Here is a 23410-nt window from a genome sequence, read left to right as displayed (position 1 = left end):
CGTGACAGGCGGGTTCCGGGGGAGGGGTCAGCCCTTGAGCGCGGCGGCGACCGCCTCGGCGAGCGACGTGGCCGGGCGGCCGGTCAGGCGGGCGAGGTCGCCGCTGGTGACGACCAGTTCGCCCTTCTCGACCGAGGCGTCCACACCGGCCAGGATCGCGGCCAGCGGCGCGGGCAGCCCGGCGCCGGTCAGGATGGAGGTGAAGGCCTCGACGGAGACCGGGCTGTAGACGATCTCCCTGCCGGTCTGCCGGCTCAGCTCGGCCGCGTACTCGGCGAAGCCGAACGGCTCGTCGCCGCCCAGCTCGTAGGTCTTGTTCTCGTGTCCCTCGCCCGTGAGCACGGCGACCGCGGCGGCGGCGTAGTCGGCGCGGGAGGCGGCGGAGATCCGGCCGTCGCCGGCGGCCTGGACGACGGCGCCGTGCTCCAGCACCGGCGCGAGGTTCTCGGTGTAGTTCTCGAAGTACCAGCCGTTGCGCAGCAGGGTGTACGGCAGGCCGGAGGCGAGCAGCACCTCCTCCGTCGCCCGGTGGTCGTCCGCGAGCGCGGCCGTGAGGCTGCCCGGGGCGCTGGTGTACGCGAGCAGGGCCACGCCCGCGGCCCTGGCGGCGTCGATGACAACCCGGTGCTGCCCCACCCGGCCCTTGTCGAACTCGTTGCCCGAGATCAGCAGGACCTTGTCGCCGGCCGTGAACAGGCCGTCGAAGGTCTCGGGCGCGTTGTAGTCGGCGACGGCGGTCCTCACCCCGCGGGCCACGAGGTCGGCGGCCTTCTGCTCGTCGCGCACGACGGCGGTGATCTGCTCCGCCGGAACCTTCTCCAGCAGCTGCTCCACGACGTGCCGGCCGAGGTGTCCGGTGGCTCCGGTGACGACGATGCTCATGGTTCAGAACTCCTTGTGCGGTGGGTATGTCACTCACCCTAGGAGTGGCACTAACTGAACGAAAGTACCCACTTTGAAGTAAGGTACTGGCATGGCGGTAAGTCAGAAGCAGCCCGTGGACGCCGAGGCCCTGTGCCCCTACCGGCTCGTCCTGGAGCACGTCACCAGCCGCTGGGGCGTCCTCGTCCTGATCGAGCTCCTGGAGCGGCCGTACCGGTTCAGCGAGCTGCGCCGGGCGATCGGCCGCTTCGTCGGGCGGGGCGTCAGCGAGAAGATGCTCACCCAGACCCTGCAGACCCTCGAGCGTGACGGCCTGGTCCACCGGGACGCCAAGCCGGTCATCCCGCCCCGCGTCGACTACTCGCTCACCGGTCTGGGCCGTGAGGCCGCGGAGCAGGTGCGCGCGCTGGCCGGGTGGACCCACGACCGCATGGGCGAGGTGGAGAAGGCCCGGCAGGCCTACGACGAGAACCGCCGGGCGTACGACGAGGCCCGGGACAACCGGTCCCGGGCCTCGTGAGAGAGCTGAAACGGCGGCCGGCTCAGCCGACGACCGTCCAGGTGTCCCCGCCGGCCAGCAGCGCGGCCAGGTCGCCCTTGCCCTTCTGCTCGATCGCGGTGTCCAACTGCTCGGCCATGGCCGTGTCGTAGACGGGCCGTTCGACGGAGCGGAAGACACCGATGGGGGTCTGGTGCAGGGTGTCGGGGTCGGCGAGGCGGGAGAGCGCGAAGGCGGTGGTCGGCGACTCGGCGTGGGCGTCGTGGACCAGGATGTCGGCCTCGTTCTCCGCGGTCACGGTGACCACCTCCAGGTCGCCGGTGGCCCGGTTGCGTACGACACCGCGTGCGTTGTCGGCGCCGAAGCGGATCGGCTGCCCGTGTTCGAGGCGGATCAGCGTGTCCTGAGCCTGCTGCTGGTCCTTCAGGGCGTCGAAGGCGCCGTCGTTGAAGATGTTGCAGTTCTGGTAGATCTCGATCAGGGCCGTGCCCGGGTGGTCGGCCGCCTCGCGCAGCACCTGGGTCAGGTGCTTGCGGTCGGAGTCGATGGTGCGGGCCACGAAGGACGCCTCCGCGCCGATCGCCAGCGACACCGGGTTGAACGGGGCGTCGAGCGAGCCCATCGGCGTCGACTTGGTGATCTTGCCGAGTTCGGACGTGGGGCTGTACTGGCCCTTGGTGAGGCCGTAGATCCGGTTGTTGAACAGCAGGATCTTCAGGTTCACATTGCGGCGCAGGGCGTGGATCAGGTGGTTGCCGCCGATGGACAGGGCGTCGCCGTCACCCGTGACGACCCACACCGACAGATCCCGCCTGCTGGTGGCCAGGCCGGTGGCGATGGCGGGGGCGCGGCCGTGGATGGAGTGCATCCCGTAGGTGTTCATGTAGTACGGGAAGCGGGAGGAGCAGCCGATGCCGGAGACGAAGACGATGTTCTCCTTCGCCAGCCCCAGCTCCGGCATGAAGCCCTGCACGGCGGCCAGGATCGCGTAGTCACCGCAGCCCGGGCACCAGCGCACCTCCTGGTCCGACTTGAAGTCCTTCATCGACTGCTTGGCCTCGGCCTTGGGTACCAGCTGCAGCAGCCCGTGGGTGGCGTCAGTCATCGATGGCCTCCTTCAGCGCCGCGGCGAGCTGTTCCGCCTTGAACGGCATGCCGTTGACCTGGTTGTAGGAGTGGGCGTCGACCAGGTACTTCGCCCGGACCAGGGTGGCGAGCTGCCCGAGGTTCATCTCGGGGACGACCACCTTGTCGTACTGCCGCAGCACGGGTCCGAGGTTGCGCGGGAAGGGGTTGAGGTGGCGCAGATGGGCCTGCGCGATCGACGCGCCGGCGTGGCGCAGCCGCCGTACCGCCGCCGTGATCGGGCCGTACGTCGAGCCCCAGCCCAGCACCAGTGTCTTCGCGCCGTGCGGGTCGTCGACCTCGATGTCCGGGACCTCGATCCCGTCGATCTTGGCCTGCCGGGTACGGACCATGAAGTCGTGGTTGGCCGGGTCATAGGAGATGTTGCCCGTGCCGTCCTGCTTCTCGATGCCGCCGATGCGGTGCTCCAGACCCGGCGTGCCCGGAATCGCCCACGGCCGGGCCAGGGTCTGCGGGTCCCGCTTGTACGGCCAGAAGACCTCGGTGCCGTCGTCCAGGGTGTGGTTCGGGCCGGAGGCGAACTGCACGCGCAGGTCGGGCAGCTCGTCCAGGTCCGGGATCCGCCACGGCTCGGAACCGTTGGCCAGGTAGCCGTCGGACAGCAGCATGACCGGAGTCCGGTACGTCAGGGCGATCCGGGCCGCCTCCAGGGCCGCGTCGAAGCAGTCCGCCGGGGTCTTCGGCGCGACGATCGGCACCGGCGCCTCGCCGTTGCGGCCGAACATCGCCTGCAGCAGGTCCGCCTGCTCCGTCTTGGTCGGCAGACCGGTCGACGGGCCGCCGCGCTGGATGTCGACGACCAGCAGCGGCAGCTCCAGCGAGACCGCGAGCCCGATCGTCTCGCTCTTGAGCGCGACACCGGGTCCCGACGTGGTGGTCACCGCGAGCGAGCCGCCGAAGGCCGCGCCCAGCGCCGCGCCGATGCCGGCGATCTCGTCCTCGGCCTGGAAGGTCCGCACGCCGAAGTTCTTGTGCTTGCTCAGCTCGTGCAGGATGTCCGAGGCCGGGGTGATGGGGTACGAGCCCAGGAACAGCGGCAGGTCCGCCTGCTGCGAGGCCGTGACCAGGCCGTAGGCCAGGGCGAGGTTGCCGGAGATGTTGCGGTAGGTGCCGACCGGGAAGGCCTTGGTGGCCGGGGCGACCTCGTAGGAGACCGCGAAGTCCTCCGTCGTCTCGCCGAAGTTCCAGCCCGCCCGGAACGCCGCGATGTTCGCGGCCATGATCTCGGGCTTCTTCGCGAACTTCGACTTCAGGAACTTCTCGGTGCCCTCGGTCGGCCGGTGGTACATCCAGCTCAGCAGGCCCAGCGCGAACATGTTCTTGCTGCGCTCGGCCTCCTTGCGGGAGAGGTCGAACTCCTTCAGCGCCTCCACCGTGAGCGTGGTCAGCGGCACCGGATGGAGGTTGTAGCCGTCCAGCGAGCCGTCGTCCAGCGGGGAGGCGCCGTAGCCGACCTTCTGCAGGGCGCGCTTGGTGAACTCGTCCGTGTTGACGATGATCTCGGCGCCGCGCGGCAGATCGCCGATGTTCGCCTTCAGCGCGGCCGGGTTCATGGCGACCAGGACGTTCGGCGCGTCGCCCGGGGTGAGGATGTCGTGGTCGGCGAAGTGCAGTTGGAAGCTGGAGACGCCGGGCAGGGTGCCGGCGGGGGCGCGGATCTCGGCGGGGAAGTTCGGGAGGGTGGAGAGGTCGTTGCCGAAGGAGGCGGTCTCCGAGGTGAACCGGTCACCCGTGAGCTGCATACCGTCACCCGAGTCCCCCGCGAACCGGATGATCACCCGGTCCAGGCGCCGCACGTCCTTCGCGCCGCCCGGTTGGCGCTGCTCTCCCACGACCGTTCCGTCGGTCTGCTCCGTTGGGCTACTGACCTGGCTGGTCACTGAACTGGACCTCCTTCGAGGCGGCTGTCCGGGGCGTGGTCGACCCACCGACCATCCCAGGATCAACCCTACGTCGGTTAGGGTCGCCTTCCCGAGGCGATCCACAGATTGGTCGACATTTCGAGTCGGCCTGTAGCGATTCTGGACCGGTCTTCGGCGCTGACGTGGAGGAACGCCCTCCTCCGGTTCCCTCGTCCCGCCTTCCGACTGAATATCCGTCATCCACGGTGAACCGGACGGTCTGACACCTTGTTGACACAGTGTCGTCCGGTCAGGAGTTCAGATAGGTCAGCACGGCCAGAACACGCCGGTGGTCCCCTTCACTCGGGGCCAGGCCGAGCTTCAGGAAGATGTTGCTGACGTGCTTCTCCACGGCGCCGTCGCTGACCACCAGCTGCCGGGCGATCGCCGAGTTCGTACGCCCCTCCGCCATCAGCCCCAGCACCTCGCGCTCGCGCGGGGTCAGCCCCGCGAGCACGTCCTGCTTGCGGCTGCGGCCGAGCAGCTGCGCGACCACCTCGGGGTCCAGCGCCGTACCGCCCCGGGCCACCCGCACCACCGCGTCCACGAACTCGCGCACCTCGGCGACCCGGTCCTTGAGCAGATAGCCCACGCCCCGGCTGGAACCGGCCAGCAGCTCGGTGGCGTAACGCTCCTCCACGTACTGCGACAGCACCAGCACCCCGAGACCCGGATGCGTCTTCCGCAGCAGTACGGCCGCCCGGACGCCCTCGTCGGTGTGCGTCGGCGGCATCCGTACGTCCGCCACCACCACGTCGGGCAGCGTGCCCTGCGCCTGAAGGTCGGCGACGGTCTTCACCAGCGCCTCCGCGTCCCCGACGCCGGCCACGACATCGTGTCCGCGGTCGGTCAGCAGCCGGGTCAGGCCCTCTCTGAGCAGCACTGAGTCCTCGGCGATGACCACCCGCACCCTGTCCTCCACGATCTTCCGGCCCCCCATGCCCGATACCGCTGTGCGACGACGTCCGTCCGTACGGAGGTCCAGCATTCCAGCATTCGGTACGCGCCGCTCGCCGCATCGGCGATCTTCTTCACACGTCCTGCCGACCGGCGCGGGGGGAGGGGCATGAGCCGACGTGCCACGGCCGCCGTGCCGCACACGGTGTGTGTGCGGCACGGCGGCGCGTACCCGGCGTCAGGCGCGCCAGGGCAGTTCCGCGATCACCCGGGTGGGGCCGCCCGCCGGGGAGTCGACCACGAGGACGCCGTCCACCGCGTCCAGACGCCCGGCCAGACCGGCGAGCCCCGAGCCGCCGGAGGCGTCCGCGCCGCCGACGCCGTCGTCGATCACCTGCAGCATCAGCCGGTCCTCGGTGTGCCAGACGTCCACCGACGCGGACCGGGCCCCGCTGTGCTTGCTGATGTTCTGCAGCAGTTCGGACACCGTGAAGTAGGCGATGCCCTCGATCGCCGGGGCCGGACGGGCCGGCAGATCGACCTCGACCCGCACCGGCACCGTGCAGCGCGAGGCGACCGACGACAGCGCCGCGTCCAGGCCCCGGTCGGTGAGCACGGCCGGATGGATGCCGCGGGCGAGGTCGCGCAGCTCCTGCAGCGCCGTCTTCACCTCGTCGTGCGCCTCCTCCACCATCGCCGCCGCCGACCCCGGGTCCTCCCGGAGCTTCTCCTTCGCCAGCCCCAGGTCCATGGCCAGGTTGACCAGCCGCGCCTGCGCCCCGTCGTGCAGATCCCGCTCGATGCGCCGCAGATCGGCGGCGGCCGTGTCGACCACGGCCCCGCGGTCCGACTCCAGCTCCACCACCCGCGCCGACAGCGGCGACGGCCCCAGCAGCCCGCGGACCAGCAGCCCGTCCACCGTCGTCAGGGCCCGCACGATCCACGGCGTGGCCAGCGTGAACAGCAGTCCGACCAACGCGGTCACGGTGATCTCGAACGGATTGTCGAGGTACACGCTGTGGTGCTCGTCGCCGTACAGCTGCAGCCCGCTCTGGCCGCCGTACATCGGGAACACCCAGAACCACAGCGGGTACGTCAGCAGGGTCCAGCCGAGGGACCACAGGGTCACCACCACCGAGAACGAGAACACCGCCCACGGGAACTGCAGCAGCGCGTAGAGCATGTTCCGCCAGGAGGTGCCGCTCTTGAGCACCGCGCCCATCCAGCCCAGCGCCCCCGGCTTGCGCGTCCACAGCGGCTCCGGTTCGGCCACGTCCAGCCGCAGCAGCCCGCGCGCCCGCGCCCGCTCCAGCGCGCCGAAGCCGCGGCAGCCGGCCAGCGCCGCCGCGAGCACCGGAATGCCGAGGAAGGTCACCAGCAGCCCCGCGCCCAGCGACACCATGGTCACCGTCCAGGTGAACAGCACGACGGAGACCGGCAGGCTCAGCAGGACATAGCCGAACTCGCGCCAGCTGCGTGCCTCGAACGGCGCCCGCAGCGCGGCGGGCAGCCGGTGGCCGGTTCCGGCGGAGTGTCCGTCCTCCCGCCGCCCGTACCCGTGTCCGTACTCCGTGGCCATCGATTCCGTCCCGTTCTCGTCGTCCGTACGGCCGGTTCAGCCGTGTCTCCAGAGTCGTGTGCCGCCGGTCGCCGGGCCATGGAGTCCGTCGGCGTCTTGGAGCGGGGGTTTTCCCCACCCCGTGCCTCCGGCGGGCAGGCCGTTGTCCAGCGCCGTCGGCCTCACGGCCCGGTCGGCCACGGGTGCTGCCGTGCGCGATCGCCGTGGGACGCGCCTTCTTGCGGAGCCGGCTCGCATGAGGGGCCGTTGGCTAGTCGGTTCGGTCCCGCCACGGGAGTTCCGCCGTGATCACCGTCGGGCCGCCCTCCGGGGAGTCGAGTACGAACATGCCGTCCACCGCGCCGAGCCGTTCCGCGAGGCCCCGCATCCCGGTGCCGCCCTCCAGGCGGGCGCCGCCCCGGCCGTCGTCCTGGACCTGGATGAGCAGCCGGTCCGTGGTGCGCCACACGTCCACCGACGCGGACCGGGCCCCGCTGTGCTTGCTGATGTTCTGCAGCAGTTCGGAGACCGTGAAGTAGGCGATGCCCTCGATGGCCGGGGCCGGGCGGTCCGGCAGGTCCACGGTGACCTTCACCGGCACCGTGCACCGGGTGGCGACCGAGGACAGGGCCGCGTCCAGGCCCCGGTCGGTGAGCACGGCCGGATGGATGCCGCGGGCGAGGTCGCGCAGCTCCTGGAGGGCCAGCTTCACCTCGCCGTGCGCCTCCTCCACCATCGCCGCCGCCGAGTCGGGGTCCTCCAGCAGCTTCTCCTTGGCCAGGCCGAGCCCCATGGCCAGGTTGACCAGCCGCGCCTGGGCCCCGTCGTGCAGATCCCGCTCGATGCGCCGCCGATCGGCGGCGGCCGTGTCGACCACGACCCCGCGGTCCGACTCCAGCTCGGCGATACGGCGCTCCAGCTCGTCCGAGGGCGACAACAGCCCGCGCACCATGAAGCGGTCCACGTTCGTGAGCCCCCGTGCCAGGTACGGCAGCACCGGCCACAGCACGAACAGCGAGGTCAGCACGGTGCAGAAGGTGAGGATGCCCCAGGGCAGCCGGATGGCGTCGTACAGCATCGTCCGCCAGCCCACCGGGTCCTTCAGCGCCATCCACAGCCGCTGCGCCGGCGTGCCGCTCCTGGCGAGCGGCAGCGGCGTCGGCTCCTCCACCCGCAGCCCGAGCAGCCGCCGGGCGCGGGCCCGCTCCAGCTTCCCCAGCTGCCGGGAGCCCAGCAGACCGAGCGCCAGCAGCGGCAGGCCGACGACCGTGATCGTCAGGGATCCGCCGACGGACAGCGCGGTGATCGCGTAGACGAAGCCGAACACCGTCACCGGCAGGTTCAGCAGGAGATACAGGATCTCCTTCCACGTGTGCGCGTCGTACGCCGGCCGGAGCGGAGGCAGCCGGTCGGTGCCGTCGGCCCGGCCCACGGCGGAACTGGTAGCGGTCATACCGGTCAGCCTGCCGTGCCCGGCACCCTCCACGCCATGCGGTATGCCGCCCTCCGCCGACGGGGGAAATCCCCACCACCGCGTGCGCCGGCCGTCTCACCCCGTGACGGGCTGCTTACCCGCTCTTTATCAGGGCCTAGACTCCCGTGCGTACAGATCGTCGAATCACGTTGCATCACAGAGTTCACCAAGGACACGAGGTCAGGGAGCGAGGGACGCACGGTGCGGGAGACGTTGGGGCACTCGACGGCCGCCGCGGCGAACGACATCGCGGCCGGCTACTTCCGGTCGTACTCGGTGGTGGGCCTGCTCGCCCTCATCGGTGTGCTGTTCGTCGCGGTCGCCTTCGGCGCGGGCCGGCTGCTGCGCCCGGTCGTACCGACCCCCGAGAAACTCCTGACCTACGAGTGCGGCGTCGACCCCGTCGGCGAAGGCTGGGCCCACACCCAGGTCCGCTACTACGTCTACGCCTTCCTGTACGTGATCTTCGCGGTCGACTCGATCTTCCTGTTCCCCTGGGCGACGGTCTTCGCCGCCCCCGGCTACGGCGCGGCGACGCTCGTGGAGATGTTCGTCTTCCTCGGCTTCCTCGCCGTGGGCCTGCTGTACGCATACAAGAAGGGCGTCCTCGCATGGACGTGACCCCGGATCCCGTCTACCTGCCGGAGCCCAAGCGCCTCGGCGCCCTGGCCCGCCTGGCCCCCGAGCCGATGAAGGTGGTCCTGAACTGGGGCCGCCGCTACTCGCTGTGGGTCTTCAACTTCGGCCTCGCCTGCTGCGCGATCGAGTTCATCGCCGCGTCGATGGCCCGCCACGACTTCATCCGCCTCGGTGTCATCCCGTTCGCCCCGGGGCCCCGCCAGGCCGACCTGATGGTGGTCTCGGGGACGGTCACGGACAAGATGGCACCGGCCGTCAAGCGCCTGTACGAGCAGATGCCCGAGCCCAAGTACGTCATCTCCTTCGGCGCCTGCTCCAACTGCGGCGGCCCGTACTGGGACTCCTACTCCGTCACCAAGGGCGTCGACCAGATCATCCCGGTGGACGTGTACGTCCCCGGCTGCCCGCCGCGCCCCGAGGCGCTGCTCCAGGGCATCCTCAAGCTCCAGGAGAAGATCGCCCGCGAGTCGCTGGAGGAGCGGTACGGGCACTCCCGGCCGTCCGCGGCCGCCCTGACCAGCGACCTGGTGAAGCCTCCTGCCCCGGCCGCCGAGGGTGATGCTCGATGAGCACCGCCGGCTGGCTGCCCACCCCGGTCGAGGACCTCTTCGGCACGGACGCCACGGCCGAGGAGTCGTACGACCTCCTGACCGTGGACGTACCGCCGTCCTCCTGGCTTACGGCCCTGGAGACGGCTCGTACGACCCTGGGCTGCACCTACTTCGACTGGCTGAGCGCGGTCGACGAACCGGGGACCGGCTTCCGGGTGTCCGCGCACGTCGTCGCCCTCTCGCCGGTCCGCCGACTGCTGCTGCGCACGACCGTCCCGCACGACGCGCCGGCGCTGCCGTCCGCCGTCGGCGTCTACGCGGGTGCCGCCTGGCACGAGCGGGAGACCCACGAGATGTTCGGCGTCCGTTTCGAGGGCCACCCGCACCTCGAACACCTGCTGCTCCCGGAGACCTTCGAGGGCCACCCCCTGCGCAAGGACTTCGTCCTCGCCGCGCGTGTGGCCAAGGCCTGGCCCGGCGCGAAGGAGCCGGGGGAGTCGGAGCACGGCGGGCCGAAGCGCCGCCAGATGCTGCCGCCGGGCGTACCGGACCCCAACGAGTGGGGCCCCTTGAAGGGCCGCGTCCCCGCTGCCCCGGCCCGCCCCGCGCGAGGCGCGGCAGCACGCGGGCCGGCCGAACGCCCGCCCCGCCCGACCGGAGACCGCCCAGCACGACGCACCCGCACCACCTCGGAGGGCTCAGCAAGCCAGACCGGGCAGGAGAGTCCGGCGGGGCAGGCCGTGGAGCGTGCGGCTGGTGCGGCTGAGGCTGCTGGTGGTGCCGGTGCCAGTGGTGCATCTGGTACGCGGCGGATGCGGAGTGCCAGCGAGGGCTCAGTGAGTCAGGCCGATCAGCCGGGGGAGGCTGCTGGTGGCGCTGGTGCCCGGCCGCGGCGGATGCGGAGCGCGAGCGACGGCTCGGTGAGCCAGACGCCGGCGACGGCTCCCGAGGACGCGGCCGAGCTCAAGCAGGCCACGACCGAGGGCGATGCGGCTCGGGCCGCGGCGGCGGAAGGTCCGGCCGCCGAGGCCTCCGTCGCGCATGAGCCCGGCCCGGCCCCGGCCCGTCCGCGCCGCGCGCGCAGCGCCTCCGAGGGCTCGGCCTCACAACGCGCCGAGGGCCCGGAGCCGACGAAGCCCGCCTCGGACGAGCCGACGGCACCGGACAGCGCGACCCGCCCCGCCCGCCGGAGCACGGCCCCACGCGGTTCGGACGCCCCGTGGCACCACGCCCGCCCGGCCTTCGAGGAGCCGACGACGCCCGAGCGGACGCCTACGGAGCCGGAGAAGACCCTGGCGGAACCTGAGCAGGCCCCACCGGAGCCGGAGGAGGCGTCGGCGGAACCTGAGCATGCGCCGGCGGAGCCGGACGAGGCGCCGACGCAGCCCGGGCAGGGCCCGGGCCGGCCTGAGCGGAGCTCGGCGGAGCCGGAGGAGGCTTCCGCGGGGTCCGAGCAGGCGCCGGAGCCCCCCTCCACCCCCGACAGCCCGAACGACGACGACCCCACGGGAGGCCCGCAGTGAACGGCGCGCTGGACGTCGCCCTGCGACTCCTGGTCGTGTTCGTCGTCTTCCTGACGTTCCCGCTGATCGTCGGGCAGACCGAGCACAAGGTGATGGCCCACATGCAGGGCCGCCTCGGCCCGATGTACGCGGGCGGTTTCCACGGCTGGGCCCAGCTCATCGCCGACGGCGTCAAGTTCGCGCAGAAGGAGGACGTGGTCCCGGCCGGCGCCGACCGCCGTGTCTTCCAACTCGCCCCCGCCGTCGCCCTGTTGCCGTACCTCCTCGTCCTGCTCGCCATTCCGATCGGCCCGAGCGAGGGCGCCGTCGGCCAGGTCCTCGACGCGGGCGTGTTCTTCGTGCTCGCGGTGATGGGCGTCGGCGTGCTCGGCTCGCTCATGGCCGGCTGGGCCAGCGCCAACAAGTTCTCCCTGCTCGGCGGCCTGCGCACGGCCGCCCAGCTGCTCGCCTACGAGCTTCCGATGTTGCTCGCCGCGGCCTCGGTCGCCATGGCCGCGGGAACCGTCTCCCTCCCGGGCATCCTGCACGCCTTCCACTGGTGGTGGGTGCCCTGGCAGATCGTCGGCGCGGTGGTCTTCTTCGTCGCCGGCCTCGCCGAGCTGCAGCGCCCGCCGTTCGACATGCCCGTCGCCGACTCGGAGATCATCTTCGGCGCCTACACCGAGTACACGGGTCTGCGTTTCGCCCTGTTCCTGCTCGCCGAGTACGCCGGCATCGTCGTCCTGTGCGGCCTGACCACCGTCCTCTTCCTGGGCGGCTGGCACGGCCCCTGGGGCGCCGACGGCCTCGGCTGGGTCTGGACCCTGCTCAAGGCCGCGATCCTCGCCTTCCTCGTCATCTGGCTCCGTGTCACCTACCCACGGCTGCGCGAGGACCAGCTCCAGAAGCTCTCCTGGACCCTCCTCGTCCCCCTCTCCCTCGCCCAGATCGCCCTCACCGGCGTCGTCAAGGTGGTGATCAGCTAACCATGGCCCCCTTCCCCGGCTCCGGCCTCGCCAAGGGCCTGGCCGTCACCCTGCGCACGATGACCAGGAAGACGGTCACGGAGCAGTACCCGGACGTGCAGCCCGAACTGCCGCCCCGCACCCGCGGCGTGATCGGCCTGTTCGAGGAGAACTGCACGGTCTGCATGCTCTGCGCGCGTGAGTGCCCCGACTGGTGCATCTACATCGACTCCCACAAGGAGACGGTCCCCCCGGCCGCCCCCGGTGGCCGCGAGCGCAGCCGCAACGTCCTCGACCGGTTCGCCATCGACTTCTCCCTGTGCATGTACTGCGGTATCTGCATCGAGGTCTGTCCTTTCGACGCGCTGTTCTGGTCCCCGGAGTTCGAGTACGCCGAGACCGACATCCGCGACCTCACCCATGAGCGGGACAAACTCCGCGAGTGGATGTGGACCGTCCCGGCCCCGCCGGCCCTGGACCCCGCCGCCGAGGAGCCGAAGGAGATCGCCGCCGCCCGCAAGACCGCCGAGAAGCAGGCGGCCGCTCGGACCGAGCAGGGGGAGGGAGAGTCGTGACCCTCGCCCAAGCCCCGCAGGGCTTCCTGTCGCCGACCGGCGTCGAGATCGCCTTCCTGCTCGTCGGCCTGGTCACCTTCGGCGCCGCGCTGGTCACCGTCACGACCCGCCAGCTGGTGCACGCCGCCCTGTGGCTGGTCGTCGCGCTCGGCGGCCTCGCCGTGGAGTACCTGCTGCTCACCGCCGAGTTCATCGCCTGGGTGCAGGTCCTGATCTACGTCGGTTCCGTCGTCGTCCTCCTCCTGTTCGGCCTGATGCTCACCAAGGCGCCGATCGGCCGCTCCCCGGACGCCGACTCCGGCAACCGCTGGGCCGCCCTCGCCGTCGCGGTCGCCGCCGCCGTCGCCCTGGTGTGGGTCGTCGTCGACGCCTTCCGCACCACCTGGATCGACCTGAACGGCCCCGCCGCCGGCAGCACGCGCGTGACCGGCACGAGCCTGTTCCGGAACTGGGTGCTGCCCTTCGAGGCCCTGTCCGTGCTGCTCCTGGCGGCCCTGGTCGGCGCGATCGTCCTGTCCCGCAAGGCCAAGGCGGACCTGGGCGCCTCCGGGCCGACGGCCACCGCGGCCACGCCCGCCGACCCTGGGGCCGGCGTGGACACCCCAGGCGAGAAGGAAGGCGCCCGCTGATGCACCTCGCCTACCCGGCCGTACTCTCCGCCCTCCTCTTCTGCACCGGCCTGTACGGCGTCCTGGCCCGCCGCAACGCGATCCTGGTCCTGATGTCGGTCGAGCTGATGCTCAACGCCGTCAACCTCAACCTGGTCGCCTTCGACGTCTGGCTCAGCCGGGCCGCGCAGGAGACCCTGCACTCCGGCCAGGCGCTGACCCTGTTCACCATCGCCATCGCCGCCGCCGAGATCGGCATCGGCCTGGCGATCGTGCTCGCCGTCTACCGCAACCGCGGCACCTCCGACATCGACAAGCTCCGCGACACCGCCGAGGGCCCCGAGACCGGTGGCCCCGACTCCTCCGCGGCCGAGAAGGCTGAGGCCACCGCGTGACCACGACCACCCTCGCCGTACTCGTCCCCCTCCTGCCTTTCCTGGGTGCCGTCGCCGGACTGCTGTTCGGCCGTACGGCTCCCGGGTTCGTCCGCCCGCTCGCCGTGCTGCCGCCGCTGGCCTCGCTCGTCCTGGCCGCGCTGGTCGCCGCACGCCAGGGCGGCGGTCAGGCCATCGACGCCCACACGGAGCTGACGCCCACCGGCTCAGTCCCCATCGAGCTGGCGCTGCACATCGACGGATTCGCCGCGCTCGTCGCGATCCTGGTCGCGTTCGTCGCCGCCTGCGTGCAGATCTACTCGACGGGCTATCTGCGCGACGACCCGCGCTACTCCTCGTACGCCGCTCTCGTCTCCCTGTTCACCTCCGCGATGCTCCTGGTCGTCTACTCCGGTGACCTGATCGTGCTGCTGGTCGGCTGGGAAGTGATGGGTATCTGCTCCTACTTCCTGGTCGGCCACTACTGGGAGACCCCCGAGGCCCGCGCCGCCTCCCTGAAGGCCTTCCTGGTCACCAAGCTCGGCGACGTGCCGTTCCTCATCGGCCTGTTCGCCCTCGCCACGGACGCCGGCTCGTTCCGGATCACCCGCGTCCTCGGCGCCGTCGCGAGCGGCGATCTGCACCACCCGACGGTCGTCGCCCTGCTGCTCCTCGCGGGCGTCGCGGGCAAGTCGGCGCAGTTCCCGCTGCACACCTGGCTGCCGGACGCGATGGCGGGCCCGACGCCCGTCTCGGCGCTGATCCACGCGGCCACGATGGTCGCCGCCGGTGTCTACTTCATCGCCCGGCTCCTTCCCGTCTTCGAGGCCTCCTCGGCCGCGATGCTGGTCCTCGCCGTCATGGCCGCCGTCACGATGACCGGCTCGGCGCTCGCGGCGCTCGCCCAGGACGACATCAAGCGCGTCCTCGCCTACTCGACCATCGGCCAGCTCGGCTACATGACCGGCGCCCTCGCCGTCGGCGACCGCGGTGCCGCCGTCTTCCACCTCCTGTCCCACGGCGCCTTCAAGGCGCTGCTGTTCCTCGCGGCCGGTGTGATCATCCACGCCGCCGGCACCAACTCGCTGGCCGCCATGTCCCGCATGCACGGCCTGCGCGACCGCATCCCGGACGCCTACTGGACGATGACCGTGGCGCTCCTCGCGCTCGCCGCGATCCCGCCCTTCAGCGGCTTCTTCTCCAAGGAGTCCGTCCTCGGCGCCGCCGAGCACGCGGCCGACGGGCACACGCCGCACGTGCCCGGCGCGGCCGGCTGGACCGTCCTCGTCGCCGGTCTGGTCACGGCCCTGCTGACCGCGGCCTACGCGGCCCGGCTGTGGCTGCTGGCCTTCCGCGGCCGGGGCGCCGAGGCCCCCGACCACGGCCGTCAGCCGCTGACGATGACCGTGGTGCTGTGGGTTCTCGCCGTGCCGTCCCTCGCCTTCGGCGGGCTCGCCTACCGCTCGCTGCCCGACTGGTTCGACGGCCGGGACCTGACCCCGAGCCTGCTCACCTCCGTCCTCGGCACGGGCCTCGCCCTGGTCGGCGGGCTGCTCACCTACGGCGTCTGGCAGCGCACCAGCCAGCTCGCCGCGCGGGTCCCGCTGGGCGCGGTCGCCGCCCATCCGGAGGAGGACGCCGGGCTGGTCGAGGCCGAGGCCATCGCCACCCACGAGCCGGCCTACGGCGACATCGCCTACGCGCCCGACCCGGCGGACCCGGCGCGGCTGCTGCTCGGCCCGCTGCGCCGGTCCGCGGCCGCCGGCTTCCACCTGGACGCCGTGTACGCGGCGCTGTTCGTCCGCCCCGTCCAGGCCGGAGCGAGTCTCGTCCGGTTCCTCGACAGCGCGGTCGTCGACACCTACGTACGCGGCGCGGCCGCCCTGCCCCGGCTGCTCGGGGCCGGCGTACGGCGGGCGCAGACCGGCAATGTGCAGACCTATGTGAGCGCGCTGCTCGCCGGCACCGTCGTCCTGGCGGTCGCCGTCGTCCTCGTCGCCACGGGAGCGTGAGCAGGCGTGATCGATATCAACGAGTCCGTGATGCAGTTCCTTCTGGCGTTCGTCGTCGTCGGCCCGCTCCTCGGCGCCGTCGCCGCTCTCCTGCCGGCACCGCCCGGACTGAAGGGGAAGTCCCCCGAGCAGGCCGTGCTGCGGCACGGCGTGACCGTGACCGGCGCGATCCTCATCGCCGCGGTCGTCCTCGCGCTCGGCTTCGACCACGACCACCCGTCGAAGATGCAGGCCACGACCGACATCAGCTGGATCCCCGCGCTCGACGTGCGGATCCACCTCGGCATCGACGGCATCTCCCTCCCCCTCGTCGTCCTGACCGCGCTGCTGACCTTCCTCTGCGCGCTGTACTCCTACTTCAAGCCGCCCGCGGGCGGCTCCCCGAAGGCGTTCGTCGCGCTGCTGCTCCTGCTCGAGTCCGGCACCCTCGCGACCTTCGCCGTCCTCGATCTGCTGCTGTTCTTCCTCGCGTTCGAGATGGTGCTCATCCCGATGTACTTCCTCATCGCCCGCTGGGGCGGCGAGGGCCGGACCCGGGCCGCGTGGAAGTTCATCCTGTTCACGCTGCTCGGATCCGTCGTGATGCTGCTCGGCCTGCTCCTGATCGGAATCAAGGCGGGCACGTTCGACATGGTGGCACTCGCCACTGACAACGGCCGGTCGCTGACCGCATCCGTGCAGGTCATCGCCGTTCTGGCGATCGGGATGGGGCTCGCGGTCAAGACGCCGATGTGGCCGCTGCACAGCTGGCTGCCCGACGCCCACACCGCCGCTCCGACCGTCGGCTCGGTGCTCCTGGCCGGTGTCCTGCTGAAGATGGGTACGTACGGGTTCGTCCGGATTCTGCTGCCGATCGCGCCGCACGGATTCCACACCTTCGCGCCGTACCTCGCCGCCTTCGCCGTGGTCGGGATCATCTACGGGTCGCTGGCCTGTCTGGCCCTGGCCAAGCGGGGCGCGAAGGGCGACCTGAAGCGGCTGATCGCCTACTCCTCCGTCGGCCACATGGGCTTCGTCCTGCTGGGCATCGCCACCATGACCCAGACCGGCGTCGACGGCGCCCTGTTCGCCAACATCGCCCACGGCCTCATCACCGGTCTGCTCTTCTTCCTGGTCGGCGCGCTGAAGGACCGCACCGGCACCACCGACCTCGACTCCCTGGCCGCGGAGACGGGCGCCGCGCTGTACGGCAGGGCCCCGCGGCTCGGCGGACTGCTGGCCTTCGGCGCCGTCGCCTCGCTGGGCCTGCCGGGCCTCGCCGGATTCTGGGGCGAGATGCTGGCGCTGTTCGGCGCGTTCAAGCCCGCTGCCGACCTCAGCCGTCCGGCCTTCCTCACCTTCATGGCGATCGGCGCGTTCGGCACCCTGCTGACGGCCGCGTACATGCTGGTCGTGGTCCGCCGGGTCTGCATGGGCGGCGCGGAGCAGGAGGTCCCCGAGCTCGCCGACGTCCACGGCTACGAGTTCGCCGCCTGGACCCCGCTCGTCACCCTCACCGTCGTCGCCGGACTGTGGCCGAGGGCGCTGCTCGGCCTGACCGACCCGGCCGTGCACCAGCTCCTCGCAGGAGGCACCCGATGAGCGCCCAGCCCCTCGCCGAGTCGCTGGTCCAGTCCGTCGACTGGCTCGCCGTCGCCCCGCCGACCATCGCCGCCGTGGTGGGACTGGTCGTCCTGGTCGCCGACCTGTTCCTGCCCGAGGCCCGCAAGGCCGTCCTCGGCTGGGTCTCGGTGGCCGGACTGGCCGTGGCCGCGCTGATGCTGCTGCCCCTGCTGGACGGCGACCGCAGCACCTTCTGCGTGAGCGGCGCCCCGCGCGCGTGCAGCTACACCGCCGACCACTTCACGCTGGTCATCCAGTTCCTGGTCCTCGGCGGCGCGCTGCTGGCGGCCCTGCTGTCGGTCACGAACCTCGAGGACGACCAGCGGCGTGTGCCGGCGGGGGAGTTCTGGTTCCTGCTGCTGTCGTCCGCGGCCGGCGCCGCCCTGCTGCCCGCCTCCCGCGACCTCGCCACCCTGATCGTCGCGCTGGAGGTCGCCTCCCTACCCGCCTTCGCCCTCGTCGGCATCCGGCACGGCGACAAGCGGTCCTCCGAGGCCGCACTGAAGTTCTTCCTCTCCTCGGTGACGGCCACCGCGGTCAGCCTGATGGGCGTCAGCTTCGTCTACGCCTCGACCGGCACCCTCTACCTCACCCAGGTCGCCGGGCGCCTGACGCACGTCGACGGCCAGCTGCACACCCTGGCCCAGGTGGGCGTGGTCCTCACCCTGATCGGCTTCGCCTTCAAGACGGCCGCCGTGCCCTTCCACTTCTGGGTGCCCGACACCTACGTCGGCGCGCCGCTGCCCGTCGCCGCGTACCTGTCGGTCGTCGGCAAGGCGGTCGGCTTCTCCGGCCTCATCCTCGTCACCGTCGTCGCGTTCCCGTCGTACGCCGACGTCTGGGGGCCCGCGCTCGCCGCTCTGGCCGCCCTGACCATGACGGTCGGCAACGTGGGCGCCCTGCGCCAGCGGGCCACGCGCGCGTACAGCGCCGTACGGCTGCTCGCCTGGTCCTCCGTCGGCCAGGCCGGCTACCTGCTCGTGCCGATCGCAGCCGCCGGCTACGCCAAGGACCCGCAGAAGGCGATCGGCTCCACGGTGGCCTACGCGCTGATGTACGCCGCCGTGAACCTCGGCGCGTTCGCGGTGGCCGCCCTGGTGGGCCGTAGCCGGGCCCTGAACCGGATCAGCGACTACCGGGGCCTGTACGCCACCAACCCGCTCACCGCGCTGCTGCTCGCGTTCTTCCTGCTGTGCCTGGCCGGGCTGCCGCCGGGGATCATCGGGCTGTTCGCCAAGGTCACCGTGTTCTCGTCGGCCGTCGATGCAGGTCTGGGCTGGCTCGCCGTCGTCATGGCCGTCAACGTGGTGATCGCACTCTTCTACTACCTGCAGTGGGCCGCCCTGCTGTTCCGCGCCCCCGAGGGCGAGCCCGCCCGGCACCGCGTCCCCGGCCCCCTCACCGCCGCCCTCGCCCTCACCGGCGTACTGGGCGTGGCCCTGTCCGGAGCACCCCAGCTGGTCCTCCGCTTCGCGGCCACCGGCCTGTTCTGAGCGGCCGACCGGACCGTCCGATCGGGCGTCCGGTTGTTCCGGGGCGGGCCACCGGACCGTTTCCGAGCGGGCGGCCGGGCTGCTCCGGAACGGGCCACGAACCGCGGGGGACGGCGGATCGCTCCGTGAGCCGCCCCGCGCGTGTGGCGCAGCCGTGCCGGCACGCGCGCGCGAGAGCGAAGCAGCACGTCACCCGTACGGCCGACCGACCTCCGGGCGGGCGACAGGGAACTCGCAGCCGCCGCCTGGCGTTGTCACAAGCGGGAGGGTCCACTGGACCGAAGTGTTCCCCAGCTGCACGACTTGGAGGGCGTACGGTGCACCGCCGGCACAACGGGCTCAGGACCGCAGTACTCCTCGGGGGACTGTCCGCACTCATCATCGTCATCGGCAGCTTCTTCGGCCGCGCCGGCCTGATCGTCGCAGTCCTGGTCGCCCTCGGCACGAACGCGTACGCGTACTGGAGAAGCGACAAGCTGGCCCTGCGCGCGATGCGTGCCCGTCCGGTCAGCGAGTTCGAGGCCCCCGCGCTGTACCGCATGGTCCGCGAGCTGTCCACGCAGGCCCGCCAGCCCATGCCCCGGCTGTACATCTCGCCCACGGAGGCCCCCAACGCGTTCGCCACGGGCCGCAACCCGCGCAACGCGGCCGTGTGCTGCACCGAGGGCATCCTGCGCCTGCTGGACGAGCGCGAGCTGCGGGGCGTCATCGGCCACGAGCTCAGCCACGTCTACAACCGGGACATCCTGATCTCCTCGGTGGCCGGTGCGCTCGCCTCGGTGATCATGTTCCTGGTGCACTTCGCCTGGCTCATCCCGGTCGGCCGCTCGGACGACGACGACGGCCCGGGCCTCGTCGGCATGCTCCTGATCATGATCCTCGGCCCGCTCGCCGCCACTCTCATCCAGCTGGCCATCAGCCGTTCCCGGGAGTACGAGGCGGACGCCTCCGGCGCCCAGCTCACCGGCGACCCGCTCGCCCTCGCCAGTGCCCTGCGCAAGCTGGAGGCCGGCACCCAGCAGCTCCCCCTGCCGCCGGAGCCCAGGATCGAGACCGCCAGCCACATGATGATCGCGAACCCCTTCCGCCCGGGCGAGGGACTGACCAAGATGTTCTCCACGCACCCGCCGATGGCCGACCGGATCGCCCGGCTCGAGAAGATGGCGGGCGGCTACCGGTGAAGATCATCCGATTCGCGTGAATTCCACACCAAATTCAGCTGAGGTGACCGGGCGCGGGAAAGCTATTCGGGCCCGGGATGGTGGAGTTTGCGGGCGGCTTCGTGGCGGGTGTGGACGCCGAGTTTGCTCAGCACCGCGCCCACGTGGTGCCCGGCGGTCTTGGGGCTGATGTAGAGGCGGGCGGAGATCTCGGCGTCCGACAGTCCCTCGTGCAACAGCTTCAGCACGTCCATCTCCCGGTTGGTCAGGCCGAACGGATTGGCCCGGGTGGCCGCTCGCGGGCCGCGCCTGATCAGGCGGATACCGCGGGTACGCATCAGAGCGCGGGTGTGAGCCACGGCCGGCCAGGCGCCGAGGGCCTCGAACGCGGCCAGGGCCTGACGCAGGGCGGTCGCGTCGCCCGACAGACAGGCCAGCGCGGCGTCGTACGGGCAGCCGAGCCTGTCCCACCGTGCCGCCGCGCCAGCCCAGTCGCCGGCCAACTCCAGCGCGTAGGGTTCGGCGGCCGGCACCTTCGGGGGCTCTCCTCCGGCGCGACGGATCCAGCAGGCCAGGGGCCCGGACAGCCAGGGATGAGTACGGTTTTCCAACTTGTCCAGCCCGTGGCGGGCCTCGGCCAGCACCTGCTCGCGGTCACCGGCCAGCCAGGCCGCCTCGACCCGGGCCTCCCAACCCAGGCCCGTGTCCAACAGGCACTGCGAGTCGACCAGGCCCGCCGCTTCTTCCAGCAACGGCCGCACCTGTGACTTGCCCTGGCGGGCCCGCGCCAGACCCAGGGCGGTCAAGGCCAGGGCCCGGGCGACCGGTGGTGAGCCGGGCCGGGTCAGGACCTTCTGCGCGGCCTCGGTCGCATGGGACCACGAACCCCGGTGCAGCAGCCCCCAACTGTCCAGCGCCCTCGTGCACAGCAGATAGGACAGAAGGTCGCGATCGAGGCAGTAGGCCTCCGCCCGGTTCACGGCCGCAGTCATCCGGTCGGCATCGCGCTGCAGCGCGGCCAGCCAGCACATGATGAGCGCCATGAGACCCGCGTCCAGTGGCACGTCCTGCGCCATGGCGCAGGACACCGCCCGTTCGCAGTCCTCCCAGCCACGTCCTTCGCTCAGCGTCCGCGCCGCCGAGGCATGGAAGCGCGCCTGGACGAGTACGCCCGGATCCCCGAAGTGCTCACCCAGAGCGATCGCCTTTTCCGCGTAGTCGGCGGCCACCGCCATTCCCTCGTGCTCGTAGCAGGCCAGCTGACAGAGGTTCAGGTACGCCCTGCCCAGCTCCCGGCTCGGCGTCAGCTTTTCGAGCAACCGCATCGCGTCCAGGCCCGTCTGTCTGGCCTCGATGGTCCGCCCGGCCGGCCACAGCCAGGATGACAGCCAACGCAGGTCGTCTCCTTCGCGCAGCTGGTCGCCCAGCGCATGACGCAGCCTCACCGCCGTACGGAGAGAGGCGATCCCCTCGTCCAGCTGGCTGGACAGAAGACAGGCCTGCGAACGGCCCTCCAGCAGGGAGATCTGCTGATCGGGCGGCAGACGGTCGGCGTAGCGCAGGGCGCGGGCGTACTGGACGGCGGCCTCCCGGTGGGCGCCCATCGCGGTTGCATGGACGGCCGCCGCGGGCGCGTACGCCAGCACGGCGGCCGGATCCCCGGCGCCCTCGGCATGATCAGCCAGCAGCGCCAGCTCGTCCGCGGCAACCGGGCCGGACCGCTTCGCCGCAAGCACCTGCCGGTGTACCCGCAGACGGTAGGCGGCGGGCACCGCCTCCAGCACCGCCAGTCGGGTCAGCTCCTGGCGGAACTCGGTCACCTGTCCGTCTCCGCGTACGATCCCGCAGGCCACGGCCTCATCGAGCGCCTCCTCCGGCGCCGGCAGGATGTTGGCCAGCAGCGACGGCGAGACCCGGCGTCCCAGGACGGCCAGTACGTCGACCACCATGCGCGCCGTGGCCGACAGGCCGGCCAAGCGGCCGGCCACGGCCTCGCGCACCGTGGCCGGTATGGGTTCGGAAGGCGCGGCCAGGACCTCGGTGACGATGAACGGGTTGCCCGCGGAGACGCGGTACAACTGCTCGGCATCGACGGCGTGCCCGGTGGCCAGCCGGGCCACGGCCCGGCGGCTCAAGGGGGCCAGGTCGTGGCGGTACACCCACGGGTAACCCGCCAGGGTGCCGAGGAGAGCGGTCAGGTCGTGGGTCCGGCCGATCTCGTCGTCGCGGTACGTCGCCAACACCAGTGCCGGAACACTCGGCAGGCGCCGGGCCAGGAAGCACAGCAGGTCCAGCGTCGCCTCGTCGGCCCAGTGGACGTCCTCCACGACCAGCAGGCTGGGATAGGTGCTCAGATCGGCGAGCAGGCAGTCGAAGACCTCGTCGGAACGGCAGTTTCCGGCCAGCGTGCCCGTCAGGGCAGTGCGCGCCGCCGGGCCCAAGCGGGGAACCAGGTCCATCAGCGGGCCCAGGGGACGGGGCGTGGCCAGCGGGTCGCAGGCGCCGATCAAGACCCGGATGTGGGGATCGGCCAATTGGGCGAGACGGCGGACGACGGCGGTCTTGCCGACGCCGGCCTCGCCACGTACAAGGGCCAGTTGTCCAGGGCCGCTCACGGCATCCTGCAGATGACCGGCGAGGTCCTGGAGCACGGCCTCTCGCTCTAGCAGGTCCATCACCAGTCAGTTTCTCTCCATGGCCGGAGCTACGCAAAAGATCCAAGACTGATCAAGGGCGGTCGGTCGGTGGGTGGTGTCGTGGAATTCCGGGGGTGATATGGGGTGTGCCCGGGTGGGACGTGGGGTGCGCGGCAGTGCAATTTGGGGTGTGCACCCGATGTGTCCCCGGCTACGGCGGAGCACTCTGGCCAAAGAGTCCCGGATCCCGGGCCTCCGAGTTAGCGGCTCCATGGTCCGCGCTGAGCATGACGCCTACCCGTGCTTCCGGAACGACTCTGGCCGTGAATTGCCAGAGCCTCGGTGCTCCAGAGGTAAAACTGCCGGATTTACAGGTGTCTGATCAACTCACCAGATCGAACGGACGGTCACTCGAAAATACCCGAGGGGCCTCGCCCTGGCGGTGAAATTTTCGAGGAATGCCTTCCGTAATCAACATGGACCGCAAATCGACAGAGTCCAGAAACCGTCGGAGAGAAGTCATCATGTCGAAGAAGTACGCGAAGCGCGCGGCACTGATAGCCGCATCGGCTGCTCTGGCCGCGGGCGGAGCCATGGCACCCTCGGTTGCCGTTGCTGCCTCGGCACCCACGGGAACTCACGCGACGGCGCCGAATGACAACGGAGGAAACAACAACAACAACAATAACAACAACAACGGCGGAGGCGCGAACAACAACAACAATAACAACAACAACGGCGGAGGCGCGAACAACAACAACAATAACAACAACAACGGCGGAGGCGCGAACAACAACAACAATAACAACAACAACAACGGCGGAGGCGCGAACAACAACAACAATAACAACAACAACGGCGGAGGCGCGAACAACAACAACAATAACAACAACAACGGCGGAGGCGCGAACAACAACAACAATAACAACAACAACG

General features: G+C 71.0%; 20 protein-coding genes. 13 read left to right on the top strand and 7 right to left on the bottom strand.

The window, feature by feature from the left end; translation table 11 throughout:
- Positions 1-27 precede the first annotated feature (27 nt).
- Complete coding sequence (locus tag AB0D93_RS25795; RefSeq protein ID WP_362123476.1) at positions 28-882, bottom strand: SDR family oxidoreductase; 855 nt, start codon at positions 880-882, stop codon at positions 28-30.
- Between the two features lie 91 nt (positions 883-973).
- Here AB0D93_RS25795 and AB0D93_RS25790 point away from each other — a divergent pair, with 91 nt between their 5' ends.
- On the top strand, positions 974-1402 hold the full coding sequence (locus tag AB0D93_RS25790; protein WP_362123472.1) for a helix-turn-helix domain-containing protein: 429 nt from the start codon (positions 974-976) through the stop codon (positions 1400-1402).
- Between the two features lie 22 nt (positions 1403-1424).
- On the opposite strand, the gene AB0D93_RS25785 is transcribed toward AB0D93_RS25790, so the two are convergent.
- The 5 genes from AB0D93_RS25785 to AB0D93_RS25765 all read right to left on the bottom strand — a co-directional run bounded on the left by AB0D93_RS25785 (position 1425) and on the right by AB0D93_RS25765 (position 8336).
- Positions 1425-2486, bottom strand: coding sequence for a 2-oxoacid:ferredoxin oxidoreductase subunit beta (locus AB0D93_RS25785; protein WP_362123469.1), 1062 nt, complete (start codon positions 2484-2486; stop codon positions 1425-1427).
- Positions 2479-4407, bottom strand: coding sequence for a 2-oxoacid:acceptor oxidoreductase subunit alpha (locus tag AB0D93_RS25780; RefSeq protein ID WP_362123466.1), 1929 nt, complete (start codon positions 4405-4407; stop codon positions 2479-2481). The genes AB0D93_RS25785 and AB0D93_RS25780 overlap by 8 nt, the downstream gene beginning before the upstream one ends.
- 271 nt (positions 4408-4678) lie before the next feature.
- Entirely contained in the window at positions 4679-5368 is a 690-nt protein-coding gene (locus AB0D93_RS25775; RefSeq protein ID WP_362123463.1) for a response regulator transcription factor, read from the bottom strand.
- Positions 5369-5563: 195 nt separating this feature from the next.
- Positions 5564-6904 carry a sensor domain-containing protein gene (locus tag AB0D93_RS25770; protein WP_362123460.1) on the bottom strand — a complete coding sequence of 447 codons (1341 nt, stop codon included), beginning with the start codon at positions 6902-6904 and terminating at the stop codon, positions 5564-5566.
- 250 nt (positions 6905-7154) lie between these two features.
- Entirely contained in the window at positions 7155-8336 is a 1182-nt protein-coding gene (locus AB0D93_RS25765) for a sensor domain-containing protein (RefSeq protein ID WP_362123457.1), read from the bottom strand.
- Positions 8337-8558: 222 nt separating this feature from the next.
- Here AB0D93_RS25765 and AB0D93_RS25760 point away from each other — a divergent pair, with 222 nt between their 5' ends.
- The 11 genes from AB0D93_RS25760 to htpX all read left to right on the top strand — a co-directional run bounded on the left by AB0D93_RS25760 (position 8559) and on the right by htpX (position 19859).
- Entirely contained in the window at positions 8559-8978 is a 420-nt protein-coding gene (locus AB0D93_RS25760) for an NADH-quinone oxidoreductase subunit A (protein WP_362123454.1), read from the top strand.
- Entirely contained in the window at positions 8969-9565 is a 597-nt protein-coding gene (locus tag AB0D93_RS25755; RefSeq protein ID WP_362123451.1) for an NADH-quinone oxidoreductase subunit B family protein, read from the top strand. The genes AB0D93_RS25760 and AB0D93_RS25755 overlap by 10 nt, the downstream gene beginning before the upstream one ends.
- A complete protein-coding gene (locus AB0D93_RS25750) occupies positions 9562-11070 on the top strand; it encodes an NADH-quinone oxidoreductase subunit C (protein WP_362123448.1) in 1509 nt (502 codons plus the stop codon). The genes AB0D93_RS25755 and AB0D93_RS25750 overlap by 4 nt, the downstream gene beginning before the upstream one ends.
- Complete coding sequence (locus tag AB0D93_RS25745; RefSeq protein WP_362123445.1) at positions 11067-12035, top strand: complex I subunit 1 family protein; 969 nt, start codon at positions 11067-11069, stop codon at positions 12033-12035. Before AB0D93_RS25750 ends, AB0D93_RS25745 begins: the two co-directional genes overlap by 4 nt.
- 2 nt (positions 12036-12037) lie before the next feature.
- Positions 12038-12589, top strand: a complete 552-nt coding sequence (locus AB0D93_RS25740; protein ID WP_362123442.1) for an NADH-quinone oxidoreductase subunit I — start codon at positions 12038-12040, stop codon at positions 12587-12589.
- The gene (locus AB0D93_RS25735) at positions 12586-13218 is read left to right on the top strand and encodes an NADH-quinone oxidoreductase subunit J (RefSeq protein WP_362123439.1); all 633 of its coding nucleotides are present in this window, start codon (positions 12586-12588) and stop codon (positions 13216-13218) included. The genes AB0D93_RS25740 and AB0D93_RS25735 overlap by 4 nt, the downstream gene beginning before the upstream one ends.
- On the top strand, positions 13218-13592 hold the full coding sequence (gene nuoK / locus AB0D93_RS25730) for an NADH-quinone oxidoreductase subunit NuoK (protein WP_362123436.1): 375 nt from the start codon (positions 13218-13220) through the stop codon (positions 13590-13592). The genes AB0D93_RS25735 and nuoK overlap by 1 nt, the downstream gene beginning before the upstream one ends.
- Positions 13589-15583 carry an NADH-quinone oxidoreductase subunit L gene (locus AB0D93_RS25725; RefSeq protein ID WP_362123433.1) on the top strand — a complete coding sequence of 665 codons (1995 nt, stop codon included), beginning with the start codon at positions 13589-13591 and terminating at the stop codon, positions 15581-15583. Before nuoK ends, AB0D93_RS25725 begins: the two co-directional genes overlap by 4 nt.
- 6 nt (positions 15584-15589) lie before the next feature.
- Complete coding sequence (locus AB0D93_RS25720; protein ID WP_362123430.1) at positions 15590-17164, top strand: NADH-quinone oxidoreductase subunit M; 1575 nt, start codon at positions 15590-15592, stop codon at positions 17162-17164.
- Entirely contained in the window at positions 17161-18678 is a 1518-nt protein-coding gene (locus AB0D93_RS25715) for an NADH-quinone oxidoreductase subunit N (protein WP_362123427.1), read from the top strand. The genes AB0D93_RS25720 and AB0D93_RS25715 overlap by 4 nt, the downstream gene beginning before the upstream one ends.
- A 317-nt stretch (positions 18679-18995) precedes the next feature.
- Complete coding sequence (htpX, locus tag AB0D93_RS25710) at positions 18996-19859, top strand: zinc metalloprotease HtpX (RefSeq protein WP_362123424.1); 864 nt, start codon at positions 18996-18998, stop codon at positions 19857-19859.
- A 62-nt stretch (positions 19860-19921) separates the two neighbouring features.
- Here the strand turns inward: htpX and AB0D93_RS25705 are convergent, their stop codons facing one another.
- Positions 19922-22513, bottom strand: coding sequence for an AAA family ATPase (locus tag AB0D93_RS25705; RefSeq protein ID WP_362123421.1), 2592 nt, complete (start codon positions 22511-22513; stop codon positions 19922-19924).
- Positions 22514-22998: 485 nt separating this feature from the next.
- On the opposite strand from AB0D93_RS25705, the gene AB0D93_RS25700 reads away from it, so the two are divergent.
- Positions 22999-23410, top strand: a 412-nt coding sequence (locus tag AB0D93_RS25700) for a hypothetical protein (RefSeq protein WP_362123418.1), incomplete at its 3' end; no start/stop codon positions are given.

Source organism: Streptomyces sp. NPDC048191 (assembly GCF_040652655.1).
GTDB lineage: Bacteria > Actinomycetota > Actinomycetes > Streptomycetales > Streptomycetaceae > Streptomyces.
Note: the sequence above shows the minus strand (reverse complement) of the source record. Positions and strands in the feature narration are given on the sequence as shown.

Bases quoted from the DNA above. Each gene is read 5' to 3' on its own strand.
- AB0D93_RS25770 (WP_362123460.1), bottom strand. From the start codon at position 6,904: ATGGCCACGGAGTACGGACACGGGTACGGGCGGCGGGAGGACGGACAC.
- AB0D93_RS25765 (WP_362123457.1), bottom strand. From the start codon at position 8,336: ATGACCGCTACCAGTTCCGCCGTGGGCCGGGCCGACGGCACCGACCGG.
- AB0D93_RS25715 (WP_362123427.1), top strand. From the start codon at position 17,161: ATGAGCGCCCAGCCCCTCGCCGAGTCGCTGGTCCAGTCCGTCGACTGG.
- AB0D93_RS25790 (WP_362123472.1), top strand. From the start codon at position 974: ATGGCGGTAAGTCAGAAGCAGCCCGTGGACGCCGAGGCCCTGTGCCCC.
- AB0D93_RS25705 (WP_362123421.1), bottom strand. From the start codon at position 22,513: ATGGACCTGCTAGAGCGAGAGGCCGTGCTCCAGGACCTCGCCGGTCAT.
- AB0D93_RS25750 (WP_362123448.1), top strand. From the start codon at position 9,562: ATGAGCACCGCCGGCTGGCTGCCCACCCCGGTCGAGGACCTCTTCGGC.
- AB0D93_RS25740 (WP_362123442.1), top strand. From the start codon at position 12,038: ATGGCCCCCTTCCCCGGCTCCGGCCTCGCCAAGGGCCTGGCCGTCACC.
- nuoK (WP_362123436.1), top strand. From the start codon at position 13,218: ATGCACCTCGCCTACCCGGCCGTACTCTCCGCCCTCCTCTTCTGCACC.
- AB0D93_RS25785 (WP_362123469.1), bottom strand. From the start codon at position 2,486: ATGACTGACGCCACCCACGGGCTGCTGCAGCTGGTACCCAAGGCCGAG.
- AB0D93_RS25775 (WP_362123463.1), bottom strand. From the start codon at position 5,368: ATGGGGGGCCGGAAGATCGTGGAGGACAGGGTGCGGGTGGTCATCGCC.
- AB0D93_RS25755 (WP_362123451.1), top strand. From the start codon at position 8,969: ATGGACGTGACCCCGGATCCCGTCTACCTGCCGGAGCCCAAGCGCCTC.
- AB0D93_RS25795 (WP_362123476.1), bottom strand. From the start codon at position 882: ATGAGCATCGTCGTCACCGGAGCCACCGGACACCTCGGCCGGCACGTC.